Below are 16,076 nucleotides of genomic sequence, written 5' to 3' on the forward strand. Positions count from 1 at the left end.
GGTTAGGTTATGCAACGAGGGATAGTCTGGGTAGTTGATGACGATAGCTCCATCCGCTGGGTGCTTGAACGGGCGCTTACCGGAGCAGGTTTAAGCTGCACCGCTTTTGAGAGCGGTGCCGATGTGCTTGATGCACTCACCACCAAAACCCCGGATGTGCTGCTGTCCGATATCCGTATGCCGGGAATGGATGGGCTCGCGCTGTTAAAACAGATCAAGCAGCGTCATCCGATGCTTCCGGTCATCATAATGACCGCCCACTCCGATCTGGACGCCGCCGTCAGCGCTTACCAGCAGGGGGCGTTCGATTATCTGCCAAAACCGTTCGATATTGACGAAGCGGTGGCGCTGGTTGAACGCGCCATTAGCCACTATCAGGAACAGCAGCAGCCGCGTAATGCCCCGGTTTTCGGGCCTACCACCGATATCATTGGTGAAGCGCCGGCGATGCAGGATGTGTTTCGCATCATTGGTCGCCTGTCACGCTCCTCCATCAGCGTGCTGATTAACGGCGAGTCAGGCACAGGAAAAGAGCTGGTCGCGCATGCCCTGCATCGCCACAGCCCGCGCGTCAAAGCCCCGTTTATCGCCCTGAATATGGCGGCGATCCCCAAGGATTTGATTGAGTCCGAGCTGTTCGGCCATGAAAAAGGGGCCTTTACCGGCGCTAACACCATCCGTCAGGGTCGCTTTGAGCAGGCCGACGGCGGGACGCTGTTCCTGGATGAGATCGGTGATATGCCTCTCGACGTTCAGACACGTCTGCTGCGCGTGCTGGCGGACGGCCAGTTTTACCGCGTGGGCGGCTACGCCCCGGTCAAAGTGGATGTGCGTATTATCGCCGCCACCCACCAGAACCTGGAGCTGCGCGTCCAGGAGGGCAAATTCCGTGAAGACCTGTTCCACCGCCTGAACGTCATTCGCGTACACCTGCCGCCGCTGCGTGAGCGCCGGGAAGATATCCCGCGCCTGGCGCGTCATTTCCTGCAGGATGCCGCCCGGGAACTGGGCGTGGAAGCCAAGCTGCTGCACCCGGAAACCGAAGCGGCGCTGACGCGTCTGGCCTGGCCGGGTAACGTGCGTCAGCTGGAAAATACCTGCCGCTGGCTGACGGTGATGGCTGCCGGCCAGGAGGTGTTGATTCAGGATCTGCCGCCCGAGCTTTTCGAAACCCACGTTCCGGAAAGCAGCACCGGCCAGAGCCTGCCCGACAGCTGGGCGACACTGCTGGCGCAATGGGCCGATCGCGCGTTGCGCTCCGGTCATCAGGACCTGCTCTCCGAGGCGCAGCCCGAAATGGAGCGCACGCTGCTGACCACCGCGCTGCGCCATACCCAGGGCCACAAGCAGGAGGCGGCACGCCTGCTCGGCTGGGGGCGCAATACCCTGACGCGTAAGTTAAAAGAACTGGGGATGGAGTGATCGCCTCCCCCCTGTGTAAAGAGAGTTAATTAAGCGCAAAGTGATGCTATTTTGCGCTTTACTGTACTGATGAGTTGAGTATGATCTTGCCCGGAAAATGGGGGGGTCATCATGCTGGAATCGATCGTGAATTTGTTGTCTGGCGGCCTTGAAGCCAGCGCAGCAGCGGGACATACACCACAAACGGCCATTGCAGCTGTGCTGTGTGCGGCGCTGGTGGGGTTGTTTAGCTAGCACTTCGCTTACCCGGCCTACGAAAGCGCGAAATGTAGGCCGGGTAAGGCGAAGCCGCCACCCGGTAATGCGGCTTAAATCACCCGCGAGAACTGCTGCATACGGGCTTTCTGCCGCAGATAGGCATCGAAGCACATACAGATATTACGAATCAACAAACGCCCTTTCGGCGTAACTTCAATCGCATTCTCCGTCACCTCCACCAGCCCATCTTTCGCCAGCGGCGCCAGCAGCTTTATATCTTCCGCAAAGTAATCTTTAAAAACGAGATCCCACTGCGCTTCCACCGTGCGGAAGTCGAGACGGAAGTTACAGATTAGCGCCTTGATCACGTCCCGGCGAATACAGTCGTCGCGGGTTAACGCGATGCCGCGCCACAGTGCGTTGCCGGTCTCATCCACCTGCTGATAGTAGAGCTTCAGCTCTTTCTGGTTTTGCGCATAACAGTCGCCAATCATGCTGATGGCCGACACGCCCATCCCCAGCAGGTCCGTATCGCCCTGGGTGGTGTAACCCTGGAAGTTACGATGCAGAACGCCTTCTCGCTGGGCAATCGCCAGCTCGTCATCCGGTCGGGCAAAGTGATCCATGCCGATGAACTGGTAGCCGGTCTGGGTTAACGATGTGATGGTTTCCTGCAGGATATCCAGTTTTTGCTGCGCGGATGGCAGATCGGCATCTTTGATTTTGCGTTGGGCAGCAAACAGCGTCGGCAGATGCGCATAGTTGAAGACGCTCAGGCGGTCCGGGTTGAGTTCCGCCACGCGCTTCAACGTGTAGGCGAAACTTTCTGGCGTCTGCTTCGGCAGGCCATAAATCAGATCGATATTGGTGGAGGTGAAGCCAATCTCCCGGGCATGATTTAACAGAGCGAAGATGAACTCTTCATCCTGCTCACGGTTAACCAGCCGCTGGACCTCTTTATTAAAGTCCTGCACGCCCATACTCAGCCGGTTAAACCCTTCGGCACGCAGATGATCGAGCACATCCAGCTCGATTTCCCGCGGGTCTACTTCGATAGAGATTTCAGCATCGCCATTGAAGCGGAAGTTATTCCGCAGCAGGGTCATCAGACGGCTGATCTGCGCTTTATTCAGGTAGGTCGGCGTACCGCCGCCCCAGTGGAGCTGGCTGACGTGACGACCGGCGAACTGCGGCGCGCGGTGCAGGATCTCCTGCTCAAGCGCATCCAGATAGTGATCCGCCTTGTGCTGCTGGCGGGTCACAATTTTGTTGCAGCCACAGAAATAGCAGAGCTTGTGGCAGAACGGGATATGAACATACAGAGAGAGCGGGCGGTCAGGATAACGCGCTACCGCCTGCTGAAACTGGGTTTGACCGAACGCGTCGGAAAACTCCAGCGCAGTGGGATACGAGGTATAACGCGGCCCGGAATAGTTATATTTCTGGATCAGGGCCAGATCCCAGTCGATGGTTGCTACAGACATGCTCACTCCTTCCGTTGGTGTCGCGTTCGTATACGGCGGCCCGTTCTGCCCCCTGTGCGGGCCATGAATCGGGTGCGCAGCCACTTCTGTCGCCGCGACAACCGCCGTAGTTTAACGAATAACCACACCAGATAACATATAACCGGAAGGGTTATTAGCAGGACAATAGAACCTGCCGGGTGCAAATGTTAGTTTCCACCTTTCAACAGGCGCATCATGTCTTCCTGTTTCTCTTCTTCTTCCTCTTCGTCTTCATCGTCGTAAGAGAGGCCAAGCTTCTGCATCAGTTCATCGATGCGATCCAGTTTGGCATCTACCCATGACTGCTCTTCGGCATTCAGGGTTTCGCCCTCTTCAAGACGTTCCAGCAGCGCGTCCAGGCGCTCATCATTCTCCAGCAAATCCAGCTCAGCCTGCGGTGAAAGCATAGGTTTCTCGCTCTTCGGTTTGTGCTGCCTGGTGACCGGGGCATCGGTCACGCCTAATGGAACCGGTTTTTTACTGCCGATACGCGGGTCTTTCTGCTGCTTGTTATTCGCAGACGCGCCCGAAGTACCGCCACTCGCGCGGCTACCCGCAGCATGACCACGATGTTTTTTCTCGCGTTTGCGATCGCGCGCTTCCTGATTCAGTTCTTCGCGCGTTTTGCGGCGTGCTTTAGCAGGACGTTTAGCGCCTGCAGCGGAGGTCGGTTTTTTCATGTGTTTTGTCTTAAAGTCGTTTTCTTGAGTATAGAATTGCGGCGAAATCTAGCAGAAAGCAAGCAAAGAAAAAAGGCGACAGAGCAATCTGTCGCCTTTTTTCCTGACTCACAACCCATTACGGGTCTGACAATCCCTGTTTGCTTACGACTCACCCTGTCTATCCATTAGCAGGTACCGTCCGTGATAGGTTCCATTTCCCTTTGTAACGCCTCCAAGGCGTACGTCTTCCTGACTTTCCTGTGTCTTCGCCTCCTGGCGCTCCTGACCCTAATCCTTAAGTCTGGCTCCTGTCGGCATCCTCGCCGTTGAACGCTACTTTACCGTTTCCGGCTAAACGCACAAGCCACAAACGCACTTTTACCGAGTATTTCAGACTAAGACTAAAAGTTAATAGGTTGATTTTAATCGTTTTGATTTTTTAATGCGCTGCGATTTTTCTTAAATATCCCATAGTAAAAATGGCAGACCTCTCACAAAGCTCAGGGTTTTTACTTACAGCCGGGTTGCCGATGGGAAAAGCCTTTTCTCTCTGTTCAGGTATAATCCCCCCAACGTTACGAATTTCTGGAGACAACCACGTGACCAACCTGAATTATCACCAGACGCATTTTCTCCTCAGTGCGCCTGATATTCGCCATTTACCCGCCGATACGGGTCTTGAAGTGGCATTTGCTGGCCGGTCCAACGCGGGGAAATCCAGCGCTCTGAATACCCTGACCAATCAGAAAAGCCTGGCGCGTACCTCTAAAACGCCTGGCCGCACCCAGCTGATTAACCTGTTTGAAGTCGCACCGGGCAAGCGCCTGGTGGATTTACCAGGCTACGGCTATGCAGAAGTTCCGGAAGAGATGAAACTCAAGTGGCAGCGCGCGCTGGGGGAATATCTTGAAAAACGTCTGTGTCTGAAGGGCCTGGTCGTCCTGATGGATATTCGTCATCCGCTTAAAGATCTCGATCAGCAGATGATCCACTGGGCCGTAGAGAGCGGGATCCAGGTGCTGGTACTGCTCACTAAAGCCGACAAGCTGGCCAGCGGCGCGCGTAAAGCGCAGGTGAATATGGTGCGTGAAGCCGTGCTGGCGTTTAACGGCGACATCCAGGTAGAGGCGTTTTCTTCGCTGAAGAAGCAAGGCGTGGACAAACTGCGTGAGAAACTGGATATCTGGTACAGCGAGCTGGAACCCGCGTCAGAAGCGGATGAGTAAAGATGAGCGCGGCGATGTCCGCGCTTTTTTTTGCGCTGACCTTATCTTTGACGCAATAAAAAACGCCCCAGTCATTACTGACTGGGGCGGCTAAAATATTCAGCCAAATCCGATTACGTGAAGTAAAAGGTCTGAAAGATAGAACATCTTACCTCTGTACCCTACGTGGATAACTCTACCCTTTTTTGAACTACAGACAAAGCACTTTTTGTAGTTTTTTTTCATTCTTTACATAGGGAATTCTAATGATCGTCACAAAACGTTCATGGATATGTTGCTTACTTACAGAAAGTGTTCATATCCCAGAAAGCGTTAGTGAGCCTGATCCCAGTTTTCTCCCTGGCCGACTTCTACCAGCAACGGCACATCCAGTTTGACGCTGTTCTCCATCAGTTCATGGATCTTTTTCGAGACCGGCTCCAGATCGTCTTTATGCACCTCAAACACCAGTTCATCGTGTACCTGCATGATCATCCGCACCCGCGGCTGCTCTTTCTCCAGCCAGGCGTCAACGGCGATCATTGCACGTTTGATGATATCTGCCGCCGTCCCCTGCATCGGGGCGTTGATTGCCGCACGTTCGGCACCGGCACGGCGGGCCGCATTACTGGATTTGATGTCCGGCAGATAGAGGCGACGCCCTTCCAGGGTTTCGACATAGCCTTTTTCTTTTGCCTGGGCGCGCGTGTTCTCCATATATTGCAGCACGCCCGGGTAGCGCTCGAAATAGAGATCCATATACTTCTGCGACTCTTTGCGCGGAATATTGAGCTGGCGGGAGAGGCCAAAGGCGCTCATGCCGTAGATAAGGCCAAAGTTGATCGCCTTCGCGCTGCGGCGCTGTTCCCCGGTGACGCTCTCCAGTGGCATACCAAACACTTCGGCTGCCGTGGCCCGGTGAATATCCTGCCCTTCAGCAAAGGCGGTCAACAGCCCTTTATCCCGGGAGAGGTGCGCCATGATGCGCAGCTCAATCTGTGAATAGTCAGCAGAGACGATGACGTAATCCTCTGGCGCAATAAACGCCTGACGGATACGGCGCCCTTCTTCATTACGCACCGGAATGTTTTGCAGGTTAGGATCGGTTGAGGAGAGTCGCCCGGTAGCCGCTACCGCCTGATGGTAAGAGGTGTGTACACGGCCCGTTTTTGGGTTGATCATCAACGGCAGCTTATCGGTGTAGGTCGATTTTAGCTTTGCCAGCCCACGATACTGAAGGATCACTTTTGGCAGAGGATAGTCCAGCGCCAGCTCCTCAAGCACCTCTTCAGAGGTGGACGGCGCCCCGCCCGGCGTTTTCTTCAGCGGCTTGATACCCTGCTTTTCAAACAGGATGGTCTGCAGCTGTTTAGTGGACGAGAGATTAAACGGCTCGCCGGCGATCTCATGCGCTTTTTGTTCCAGCTCGTGCAGACGCAGGGCGATCTCTTCTGAGTGCTTGTGCAACACAGCCGGATCGATTTTCACGCCATTGCGCTCGATGCGGGACAGAACCGGCACCAGCGGCATCTCGATATTCTGGAACACGTTCAGTGGCCCGGCGTGTTTTTGCAGCTTCGGCCACATCTTTAAATGCAGTTGCAGCGTGACGTCAGCGTCTTCTGCCGCATAGTGCCCCGCCTCTTCCAGGGCGATCTGGTTAAAGGTCAGCTGATTCTTGCCCTTACCGGCGATCTGCTCAAAGGTGACGGTTTTATGCTTCAGCCAGCGGTCGGAGAGCGAATCCATATCGTGACGACCGGCGACGCTGTCGAGGATATAGGACTCCAGCATGGTATCGAACGCAATGCCGCGCAGTTCGATACCGTAGTTTTGCAGGATACCGCGATCGAACTTCAGGTTTTGCCCTACCTTCAGCGCTTTTTCATCTTCAAGGATCGGCTTAAGGAGTTCGAGCACGCGCTCACGGGTAAGCTGCTCTGGCGCGTCCAGATAGTCGTGGGCAACCGGCACATAGGCGGCAACGCCCGGCTCTGTGGCAAATGACAGCCCCACCATATTGGCGGAGACATTATCGAGGCTGTCGGTTTCGGTATCGAAAGCGAATACCGGTGCCTGGTGTAACTTTTCAATCCAGCGTTGCAGCTGCGCTTCATCCAGAATGGTTTCGTAATGCTCAGAAGAGAGCACGCTGGCTTCTTCTTCCGGCTCCTCTTCTGCATCGATCACCAGGGTCTCTTTTGGCTTAGCTACTGGTTTAGCCCCTTTCGCCTGCAGCCATTTCCCCGCTTCGACATCGGTTATCCAGCGTTTGAACTCGTACTGCTTAAACAGGCCTAGCAGCTCTTCAACGGCAGGTTGCTGCACTTCAAGCTGTTCACAGGTCAGATCCAGCTCGACGTCTGTTTTGATGGTTGCCAGCTGATAAGAGAGGTAGGCCACCTCTTTGTTCTGCTCAAGCTTAGCGGCCATGGTTTTGGCACCGCGGAAGGTCAGCCCGGCGATTTTATCCTGCTCGCTATACAGCGTATCCAGCCCGCCCAGACCTTGCAGCAGCGCCTGGGCCGTCTTTTCGCCCACGCCCGGTACGCCAGGAATGTTATCGGAGGAGTCACCCATCAGCGCGAGGAAGTCGATGATCAGTTCCGGCGGCACGCCATACTTAGCGACGACCTCTTCCGGCCCAAGAATGGTATTGGTCATGGTGTTAATCAGGGTGATCCCCGGCGTGACCAGCTGAGCCATGTCTTTATCGCCGGTGCTGATCAGGACCGGGCGGCCCATTTTCTCTGCTTCACGCGCCAGCGTACCGATAACATCGTCCGCTTCAACGCCCGAGACGGCCATCAAAGGCAGCCCCATCGCTTTTACCATCTTATGCAGAGGCTCAATTTGCGCGCGCAGATCGTCCGGCATCGGCGGACGATGAGATTTGTAATGCTCGAACAGCTCATCCCGGAAAGTTTTGCCTTTCGCATCGAAGACCACGGCGGCATGGCTTGGCTGATACTGCATGATCAGGCTACGCAGCATGTTCAGCACACCATACATTGCGCCCGTAGGCTCTCCTGCGCTGTTGGTCAGCGGAGGAAATGCGTGATATGCCCGATAGAGGTAAGACGAGCCGTCGACGAGAATAAGCGGATTTTCGGGGATCTGAACCATAATGTCCGTGCCTTTAAGTAATTTATGAATAAAGGATGCCACAGAAGGATGAAAACATCAGTTTTTCACGGCCAATACAGCCAAAGATTTTGTGATCCTGAGGATCGCTCGCAAATTAAAACTGTGGATAAGTTTGTGAATATTTTCTGTAACCTGGATTAAATGTGCTTAATGAGGATCGATGAGATAATTATTAAACTTATTAATCAATAACTTGTGATTTGATCACGATCTCATATTTTCGGTTGATGACAATTTACTCCATGTGGATATAAGCCACGCAGGATCGGCATAACAGGATTTTTCTCCACAGCGCATACAAATCAGCTTGCCCGCCAAGTTAAAGCGCCATCCTTTAACCGTTTTCTGGTAAAATCAGCGCCCGGTGCCTGTTTATCAGGCGCCATCCATAGCTAACTACCTGAAAACATTCATCATGTCTAGACTCCTGGCTGCGATCACCCTCTTCTTAAGTATCGCATTAACTATTCTGGTCACCATCGCCTGTTCTGTGCCGATCATCATCGCCGGAATAATTAAACTGCTATTACCGATCCCCGTTGTCTGGCGTGCCGTATCTGCATTCTGTAACGTTATGATGTACTGCTGGTGTGAAGGCCTGGCGGTGCTTCTGCGTCTTAATCCACATCTGAAATGGGATGTTCAGGGTCTGGAAGGACTTAACAAGAAAAACTGGTATTTGCTTATCTGCAACCACCATAGCTGGGCCGATATCGTGGTGTTATGCGTACTGTTCCGCAAACACATTCCCATGAATAAGTACTTCCTTAAACAGCAGCTCGCCTGGGTACCCTTTATTGGGCTGGCCTGTTGGGCGCTGGATATGCCGTTTATGAAGCGCTATTCCCGTAGCTATCTGATCCGCCATCCTGAACGCCGCGGCAAAGATGTTGAAACGACACGCCGCTCCTGCGAGAAGTTTCGCGCGCACCCCACCACCATCGTCAATTTTGTGGAAGGCTCTCGCTTTACCGAAGAGAAAAAGCAGCAAACCCGCTCACCGTACAGCAACCTGCTGCCGCCAAAAGCGGCGGGGATCGCCATGGCGCTTAACGTACTGGGCCAACAGTTCGACAAATTACTGGACGTGACGCTCTGTTATCCGGAGAACGACAAGACGCCGTTTTACGATATGCTCAGCGGCAAGTTAACCCGGATTGTGGTGCGTATTAATCTGGTGCCTGTGGCGGAGGAATTACACGGGGACTATGTCAGCGATAAGAACTTTAAGCGACGCTTCCAGCTCTGGCTGAATACGCTGTGGACGGAAAAAGACGTGCTAATCGACAGGATTAAAGCCCAATACAACAACGCCGGTCATTGACCGGCGTTTTCTTTATTACTTCTTCTCAACCAGATACTTCACGGTGTCGGCATACTGCTGCACGAAGATGTCCATGCTGCTGGTATCCATCCCCTGCATATTCAGCTGGTACTTACCGTTAACATACATGGCTGGAACACCACGCAGTTGCAGATCGGCGGCCGCTTTTTCCTGCTGTGCCACGAGAGATTTCACGACAAAGCTGTTCCAGGCTGCATCGTATTCTTCACCCTTAACGCCTGCATCAACGAATACCTTACGGATATCAGCAGTGGTCTGTACAGACTGGGTTTTCTGCACGGCTTCAAACATCGGTGCAGTGATTTTGTCTTCCACGCCCAGGGCCATAGCGACTGCCCACGCCTGCGTTAAGTCTTTGCCCAGCGGGCCAAGGAACTCAACGTGATACTTGGTCATTTTGGTGCCTTCAGGCAGCTTCTTCTTCACGTTCTCGGAAACATGCAGAACCTGCTCGAACTCATAGCAGTGCGGGCAATAGAATGAGAAGAACTCCAGTACCTGAGGTTCTCCAGCTACAGGTTTGTCGAGGGTAATATACTGTTTACCATCGGTGAACTGTGCAGCCGAAGCGCTAAATGCCAGAATCATACCTGCCAGCGCCAGCCATATTTTTTTCATGATCAACTCTCTCCTGGATGTGTTCGATTAATACATTGGCGTTAATTGCAAAGGGGGTTCCTGCAGAACCTTTACCTGTTCAATAAATGTGGATATCTGGTTACGCCAGTAATCTTCTCCGGTAAGCCACGGGAAGTTTCTGGGAAACGCGGGGTCGTCCCAACGCCTGATTAACCATGCAAGATAATAAACAAAACGCATGGCGCGTAAAGGTTCGATTAATGCAATTTCGTCTGAATTAAAAGGGGTGAACTCCTCATAGGCTTCGATAATCGTCTCAAGCTGCATCCGCTGCTCAGCCTTATCGCCATTCAGCAGCATCCAGAGATCCTGAATCGCCGGTCCCATTCTCGCATCATCGAGGTCGACAAATAATGGTCCGTCACGCCAGAGGATATTTCCGGCATGGCAATCACCGTGCAGGCGCAGCGTTTTGACGTTGTTATCCCAGCGCGCTGTGACGGCGTTAATTAAATTATCCGTTGCGGCCAGAAATTCAGCTTTCAGCCCTGAGGGGATGAGCGTGGAGGTTTCAAATACCTGACGCGGTTCGAGCAGATATTCCGCAATGCCGATTGTGGGACGCGAAGTAAAGGCGCTTTTCTTACCCGTCTGATGTATGCGCCCTAAATAACGGGCAACCCATTCCATCTGATCGATATTATCGGCTTCAAATTGCCGGCCACCGAGGCTTGGGAAAACGGCAAAATAAAAACCCTGGTGCGACAGTAGCGTCTGACCATTGAACTGAAGAGGTGCGGCAACGGGAACGTCATCGGCTACCAGGTCGAGGGCGAACTGATGCTCTTCCTGGATCTGATCGACTGACCAGCGCTGCGGGCGATAAAATTTCACGACGAAGCGCTGACGATCCTCATCCTGAAACTGGTAGACGCGGTTTTCATAGCTGTTTAATGGGGTCAGACCTGAGTCCACCCGGATGCCCTGCTCAAACAGAGCATCCATAATGGTATCCGGGTGTAAGGTCTGGAAAGTAAAGGCCTGGTCGTTCATCCGATTATCCGGAAATTATACGAATGATTGAGGATATCATTTAACGGCGATTACGGTGGCGCCTCTTACAAGCTTTTACTCTTTAATTACGCCACGTGCGCGCAGCAGGGCTGTTTTGAAATCCTCTTCGTAATCTTTCTGAATACCGGGAATGACAGCATCTTTACCAGAATCGCGCATTTTCAGGTGATAGATCAGGATGTCATCGGAAAGGTCGGCCAGTTCGCCTTCATAACCTGACTCCTGCGCCAGTTTCTGTAAGAATTGCACGAGGTTAAGCTCTGGCTCTTTTTGCCAGGCTGGCTGGAGAAGTTCAATAACTTCATTCAGACGTTTACATTTCATGGTAATACTCCTTTCATTGAGAGTGACACGTTAGCAGGGTCAATCCCACAATAAAAGAGGCGATATTGTTGAGCCAGATAAGCACGATCACGGGTGTGGTGTTAGCCGGCGGCAAGGCATCCCGCATGGGGGGAGTCGATAAGGGCCTGCAGACGTTGAACGGCACACCGTTATGGCAGCACGTGGCACACACGCTGAGTAAACAAGTTAGTACGCTAGCCATCAGTGCTAACAAAAACCTCGCCGTTTATCGGGAAAGTGGACACCCCGTCTATCCCGACTCGCTGGCTGATTACCCGGGGCCGCTGGCGGGGATGCTTTCTGTTATGCAGCAGTGCGATGCCGAGTGGTTTCTGTTTTGCCCCTGCGATACACCGTTTATCCCCTATTGTCTGGCTGAGCGCTTTGTTAAACACAGGGAAACGTCAGCGGTTGTCTGGGCGCATGACGGCGAACGCGATCATCCAACCATTGCGCTAATGCACCGTCAGCTGATGCCGGAATTAAAGAACTACCTGGCGGCGGGAGAGCGTCGGGTGATGGTCTTTATGCGACAAGCTGGCGGACATTCTGTCGATTTTAGCGATATGAAACAGGCGTTTATTAACATCAATACTCTCGAACAGATAGACACTATGCAGAGGCACAAATGATACCTGTTTTAGCGATCGCCGCCTGGAGCGGTACGGGGAAAACCACCCTGTTAAAAGCCATTATCCCGGCGCTCTGCGCCAGAGGTGTACGCCCCGGGCTTATCAAACACACTCATCACAATATGGATGTCGATATTCCTGGTAAGGACAGCTATGAACTGCGCAGAGCTGGCGCGGCACAAACCATTGTTGCCAGCAGTAAACGTTGGGCCTTAATGACCGAGACACCGGACGCAAACGACCTTGATCTGCCTTACCTTATCAGCCGGATGGATCATTCGACGCTGGATCTGGTCCTGGTAGAGGGTTTTAAGCATGAACCGGTGGCAAAGATCCTGCTGTTTCGCAGCGATACCGGACATGAGGTTAATGAGTTAACGCTTGATGAGCATGTTATCGCGGTGGCCAGTGATATTTCACTGTCGCTTCAGGTACCGGTCCTGGATATCAATAATGCGGAGGAGATCGTCGGGTTCATTCAACAATGGATGAGGTCAAAGTAGGCCGGGTAAGGCGAAGCCGCCACCCGGCTTTTTTAACGCCCAACGCAAAAAGCCCATCCGTGAGGATGGGCTTTCGGCTTTAATTGATGCCTGGCAGTTCCCTACTCTCGCATGGGGAGACCCCACACTACCATCGGCGCTACGGCGTTTCACTTCTGAGTTCGGCATGGGGTCAGGTGGGACCACCGCGCTACAGCCGCCAGGCAAATTCTTGGTGCTCTGTACGCAATACTTTATCGCATCAGCCGCGTTGGCCGCGCTCGTAAAGTCAGTCACATACTTCAGTATGCTCCTTCCTTTCCTTCGCTTGCCGCCTTGCTGCTGCGCAAACTATTGTGTACTTAACTCTGAATCAATGCTGAAAATCTCTCAAATCCACCGAAACAGCTTCGGCGTTGTAAGGTTAAGCCTCACGGTTCATTAGTACCGGTTAGCTCAACGCATCGCTGCGCTTACACACCCGGCCTATCAACGTCGTCGTCTTCAACGTTCCTTCAGGACCCTCAAAGGGTCAGGGAGAACTCATCTCGGGGCAAGTTTCGTGCTTAGATGCTTTCAGCACTTATCTCTTCCGCATTTAGCTACCGGGCAGTGCCATTGGCATGACAACCCGAACACCAGTGATGCGTCCACTCCGGTCCTCTCGTACTAGGAGCAGCCCCCCTCAATTCTCCAGCGCCCACGGCAGATAGGGACCGAACTGTCTCACGACGTTCTAAACCCAGCTCGCGTACCACTTTAAATGGCGAACAGCCATACCCTTGGGACCTACTTCAGCCCCAGGATGTGATGAGCCGACATCGAGGTGCCAAACACCGCCGTCGATATGAACTCTTGGGCGGTATCAGCCTGTTATCCCCGGAGTACCTTTTATCCGTTGAGCGATGGCCCTTCCATACAGAACCACCGGATCACTATGACCTGCTTTCGCACCTGCTCGAGCCGTCACTCTCGCAGTCAAGCCAGCTTATGCCATTGCACTAACCTCCTGATGTCCGACCAGGATTAGCTGACCTTCGTGCTCCTCCGTTACTCTTTAGGAGGAGACCGCCCCAGTCAAACTACCCACCAGACACTGTCCGCAACCCGGATTACGGGTCTACGTTAGAACACCAGCCATTAAAGGGTGGTATTTCAAGGACGGCTCCACGCAGACTGGCGTCCACGCTTCAAAGCCTCCCACCTATCCTACACATCAAGGACCAGTGTTCAGTGTCAAGCTATAGTAAAGGTTCACGGGGTCTTTCCGTCTTGCCGCGGGTACACTGCATCTTCACAGCGATTTCAATTTCACTGAGTCTCGGGTGGAGACAGCCTGGCCATCATTACGCCATTCGTGCAGGTCGGAACTTACCCGACAAGGAATTTCGCTACCTTAGGACCGTTATAGTTACGGCCGCCGTTTACCGGGGCTTCGATCAAGAGCTTCGCGTTGCCGCTGACCCCATCAATTAACCTTCCGGCACCGGGCAGGCGTCACACCGTATACGTCCACTTTCGTGTTTGCACAGTGCTGTGTTTTTAATAAACAGTTGCAGCCAGCTGGTATCTTCGACTGATTTCAGCTCCACCCGCAGGGGCTTCACCTACATATCAGCGTGCCTTCTCCCGAAGTTACGGCACCATTTTGCCTAGTTCCTTCACCCGAGTTCTCTCAAGCGCCTTGGTATTCTCTACCTGACCACCTGTGTCGGTTTGGGGTACGATTTGGTGTTACCTGATGCTTAGAGGCTTTTCCTGGAAGCAGGGCATTTGTTGCTTCAGCACCGTAGTGCCTCGTCATCACACCTCAGCGTTAAAAAGGTACCGGATTTACCTGGAACCTCCGCCTACATGCTTAAACCGGGACAACCGTCGCCCGGCCAACATAGCCTTCTCCGTCCCCCCTTCGCAGTAACACCGAGTACAGGAATATTAACCTGTTTCCCATCGACTACGCCTTTCGGCCTCGCCTTAGGGGTCGACTCACCCTGCCCCGATTAACGTTGGACAGGAACCCTTGGTCTTCCGGCGAGCGGGCTTTTCACCCGCTTTATCGTTACTTATGTCAGCATTCGCACTTCTGATACCTCCAGCATGCCTCACAGCACACCTTCGCAGGCTTACAGAACGCTCCCCTACCCAACAACACATAGTGTCGCTGCCGCAGCTTCGGTGCATGGTTTAGCCCCGTTACATCTTCCGCGCAGGCCGACTCGACCAGTGAGCTATTACGCTTTCTTTAAATGATGGCTGCTTCTAAGCCAACATCCTGGCTGTCTGTGCCTTCCCACATCGTTTCCCACTTAACCATGACTTTGGGACCTTAGCTGGCGGTCTGGGTTGTTTCCCTCTTCACGACGGACGTTAGCACCCGCCGTGTGTCTCCCGTGATAACATTCCCCGGTATTCGCAGTTTGCATCGGGTTGGTAAGCCGGGATGGCCCCCTAGCCGAAACAGTGCTCTACCCCCGAGGATGAGTTCACGAGGCGCTACCTAAATAGCTTTCGGGGAGAACCAGCTATCTCCCGGTTTGATTGGCCTTTCACCCCCAGCCACAGGTCATCCGCTAATTTTTCAACATTAGTCGGTTCGGTCCTCCAGTTAGTGTTACCCAACCTTCAACCTGCCCATGGCTAGATCACCGGGTTTCGGGTCTATACCCTGCAACTTAACGCCCAGTTAAGACTCGGTTTCCCTTCGGCTCCCCTATACGGTTAACCTTGCTACAGAATATAAGTCGCTGACCCATTATACAAAAGGTACGCAGTCACACCCCGAAGGATGCTCCCACTGCTTGTACGTACACGGTTTCAGGTTCTTTTTCACTCCCCTCGCCGGGGTTCTTTTCGCCTTTCCCTCACGGTACTGGTTCACTATCGGTCAGTCAGGAGTATTTAGCCTTGGAGGATGGTCCCCCCATATTCAGACAGGATACCACGTGTCCCGCCCTACTCTTCGAGTTCACAGCAAGTGTGCTTTCGTGTACGGGAGTATCACCCTGTACCCTGCGACTTTCCAGACGCTTCCACTAACACACAAGCTGATTCAGACTCCGGGCTGCTCCCCGTTCGCTCGCCGCTACTGGGGGAATCTCGGTTGATTTCTTTTCCTCGGGGTACTTAGATGTTTCAGTTCCCCCGGTTCGCCTCGTTAGCCTATGTATTCAGCTAACGATAGTGCAACGAATTGCACTGGGTTTCCCCATTCGGACATCGCCGGGTCAAGGGTTCATATCACCTCGCCGGCGCTTTTCGCAGATTAGCACGTCCTTCATCGCCTCTGACTGCCAGGGCATCCACCGTGTACGCTTAGTCGCTTAACCTCACAACCCGAAGCTGTTTCACTTCGTGTTGTGAAAATTTGAGAGACTCGAACACACCTTTATCTGTTCTTATTACGGAGAACAGACACAGTGTGTCGTTTCAATTTTCAGCTTGATCCAGATTTTTAAAGAGCAAAACTTCGCAGCGCACCTT

At 53.2% G+C, this 16,076-nt stretch carries 13 protein-coding genes and 2 rRNA genes; 6 read left to right on the plus strand and 9 right to left on the minus strand.

What is annotated here, in order from left to right:
- Window positions 1–9: 9 nt before the first annotated feature.
- Together glnG and C2U54_RS27150 are read left to right on the plus strand one after the other, a co-directional pair.
- On the plus strand, window positions 10–1,422 hold the full coding sequence (gene glnG, locus C2U54_RS04535) for a nitrogen regulation protein NR(I) (RefSeq protein WP_103177579.1): 1,413 nt from the start codon (window positions 10–12) through the stop codon (window positions 1,420–1,422).
- A gap of 111 nt (window positions 1,423–1,533) precedes the next feature.
- The gene (locus C2U54_RS27150) at window positions 1,534–1,656 is read left to right on the plus strand and encodes a YshB family small membrane protein (RefSeq protein ID WP_139156310.1); all 123 of its coding nucleotides are present in this window, start codon (window positions 1,534–1,536) and stop codon (window positions 1,654–1,656) included.
- Window positions 1,657–1,730: 74 nt separating this feature from the next.
- Here the strand turns inward: C2U54_RS27150 and hemN are convergent, their stop codons facing one another.
- Together hemN and yihI are read right to left on the minus strand one after the other, a co-directional pair.
- Entirely contained in the window at window positions 1,731–3,104 is a 1,374-nt protein-coding gene (gene hemN, locus C2U54_RS04540; protein ID WP_103177580.1) for an oxygen-independent coproporphyrinogen III oxidase, read from the minus strand.
- 188 nt (window positions 3,105–3,292) lie between these two features.
- Window positions 3,293–3,805, minus strand: coding sequence for a Der GTPase-activating protein YihI (yihI, locus tag C2U54_RS04550; protein WP_103177582.1), 513 nt, complete (start codon window positions 3,803–3,805; stop codon window positions 3,293–3,295).
- A 581-nt stretch (window positions 3,806–4,386) separates the two neighbouring features.
- Here yihI and yihA point away from each other — a divergent pair.
- Window positions 4,387–5,013, plus strand: coding sequence for a ribosome biogenesis GTP-binding protein YihA/YsxC (yihA, locus tag C2U54_RS04555; RefSeq protein WP_103177583.1), 627 nt, complete (start codon window positions 4,387–4,389; stop codon window positions 5,011–5,013).
- Window positions 5,014–5,112: 99 nt separating this feature from the next.
- Here yihA and C2U54_RS28055 read toward each other — a convergent pair whose 3' ends face one another.
- Together C2U54_RS28055 and polA are read right to left on the minus strand one after the other, a co-directional pair.
- Window positions 5,113–5,160 carry a spot 42 RNA, inhibition of DNA synthesis gene (locus tag C2U54_RS28055; RefSeq protein WP_071892919.1) on the minus strand — a complete coding sequence of 16 codons (48 nt, stop codon included), beginning with the start codon at window positions 5,158–5,160 and terminating at the stop codon, window positions 5,113–5,115.
- A gap of 165 nt (window positions 5,161–5,325) precedes the next feature.
- On the minus strand, window positions 5,326–8,118 hold the full coding sequence (polA, locus tag C2U54_RS04560; RefSeq protein WP_103177584.1) for a DNA polymerase I: 2,793 nt from the start codon (window positions 8,116–8,118) through the stop codon (window positions 5,326–5,328).
- A gap of 436 nt (window positions 8,119–8,554) precedes the next feature.
- On the opposite strand from polA, the gene C2U54_RS04565 reads away from it, so the two are divergent.
- The gene (locus C2U54_RS04565) at window positions 8,555–9,463 is read left to right on the plus strand and encodes an acyltransferase (protein WP_103177585.1); all 909 of its coding nucleotides are present in this window, start codon (window positions 8,555–8,557) and stop codon (window positions 9,461–9,463) included.
- A 15-nt stretch (window positions 9,464–9,478) separates the two neighbouring features.
- Here the strand turns inward: C2U54_RS04565 and dsbA are convergent, their stop codons facing one another.
- From dsbA to C2U54_RS04580, 3 genes are all read right to left on the minus strand, one after another.
- A complete protein-coding gene (gene dsbA / locus C2U54_RS04570) occupies window positions 9,479–10,102 on the minus strand; it encodes a thiol:disulfide interchange protein DsbA (RefSeq protein WP_103177586.1) in 624 nt (207 codons plus the stop codon).
- Between the two features lie 27 nt (window positions 10,103–10,129).
- Complete coding sequence (locus C2U54_RS04575; RefSeq protein WP_103177587.1) at window positions 10,130–11,116, minus strand: serine/threonine protein kinase; 987 nt, start codon at window positions 11,114–11,116, stop codon at window positions 10,130–10,132.
- Window positions 11,117–11,191: 75 nt separating this feature from the next.
- Window positions 11,192–11,461, minus strand: coding sequence for a YihD family protein (locus C2U54_RS04580; protein ID WP_039032193.1), 270 nt, complete (start codon window positions 11,459–11,461; stop codon window positions 11,192–11,194).
- 68 nt (window positions 11,462–11,529) lie between these two features.
- Here C2U54_RS04580 and mobA point away from each other — a divergent pair, with 68 nt between their 5' ends.
- Together mobA and mobB are read left to right on the plus strand one after the other, a co-directional pair.
- A complete protein-coding gene (gene mobA, locus C2U54_RS04585; RefSeq protein WP_103177588.1) occupies window positions 11,530–12,114 on the plus strand; it encodes a molybdenum cofactor guanylyltransferase MobA in 585 nt (194 codons plus the stop codon).
- Window positions 12,111–12,617: a molybdopterin-guanine dinucleotide biosynthesis protein MobB gene (gene mobB / locus C2U54_RS04590; RefSeq protein ID WP_103177589.1), complete on the plus strand. Its 507-nt coding sequence runs from the start codon at window positions 12,111–12,113 to the stop codon at window positions 12,615–12,617. The genes mobA and mobB overlap by 4 nt, the downstream gene beginning before the upstream one ends.
- 88 nt (window positions 12,618–12,705) lie before the next feature.
- Here the strand turns inward: mobB and rrf are convergent.
- Window positions 12,706–12,821, minus strand: a 5S ribosomal RNA gene (gene rrf, locus C2U54_RS04595).
- A gap of 195 nt (window positions 12,822–13,016) precedes the next feature.
- A 23S ribosomal RNA gene (locus C2U54_RS04600) occupies window positions 13,017–15,922 on the minus strand.
- Window positions 15,923–16,076 lie beyond the last annotated feature (154 nt).

The sequence above is a fragment of the Leclercia sp. LSNIH1 genome, from assembly GCF_002902985.1.
Lineage (GTDB): Bacteria > Pseudomonadota > Gammaproteobacteria > Enterobacterales > Enterobacteriaceae > Enterobacter.

Excerpts from the sequence above, each read along its gene's own strand:
- glnG (WP_103177579.1), top strand. The coding sequence starts at position 10 with ATGCAACGAGGGATAGTCTGGGTAGTTGATGACGATAGCTCCATCCGC.
- C2U54_RS27150 (WP_139156310.1), top strand. The coding sequence starts at position 1,534 with ATGCTGGAATCGATCGTGAATTTGTTGTCTGGCGGCCTTGAAGCCAGC.
- hemN (WP_103177580.1), bottom strand. The coding sequence starts at position 3,104 with ATGTCTGTAGCAACCATCGACTGGGATCTGGCCCTGATCCAGAAATAT.
- yihI (WP_103177582.1), bottom strand. The coding sequence starts at position 3,805 with ATGAAAAAACCGACCTCCGCTGCAGGCGCTAAACGTCCTGCTAAAGCA.
- polA (WP_103177584.1), bottom strand. The coding sequence starts at position 8,118 with ATGGTTCAGATCCCCGAAAATCCGCTTATTCTCGTCGACGGCTCGTCT.
- C2U54_RS04565 (WP_103177585.1), top strand. The coding sequence starts at position 8,555 with ATGTCTAGACTCCTGGCTGCGATCACCCTCTTCTTAAGTATCGCATTA.
- dsbA (WP_103177586.1), bottom strand. The coding sequence starts at position 10,102 with ATGAAAAAAATATGGCTGGCGCTGGCAGGTATGATTCTGGCATTTAGC.
- C2U54_RS04575 (WP_103177587.1), bottom strand. The coding sequence starts at position 11,116 with ATGAACGACCAGGCCTTTACTTTCCAGACCTTACACCCGGATACCATT.
- C2U54_RS04580 (WP_039032193.1), bottom strand. The coding sequence starts at position 11,461 with ATGAAATGTAAACGTCTGAATGAAGTTATTGAACTTCTCCAGCCAGCC.
- mobB (WP_103177589.1), top strand. The coding sequence starts at position 12,111 with ATGATACCTGTTTTAGCGATCGCCGCCTGGAGCGGTACGGGGAAAACC.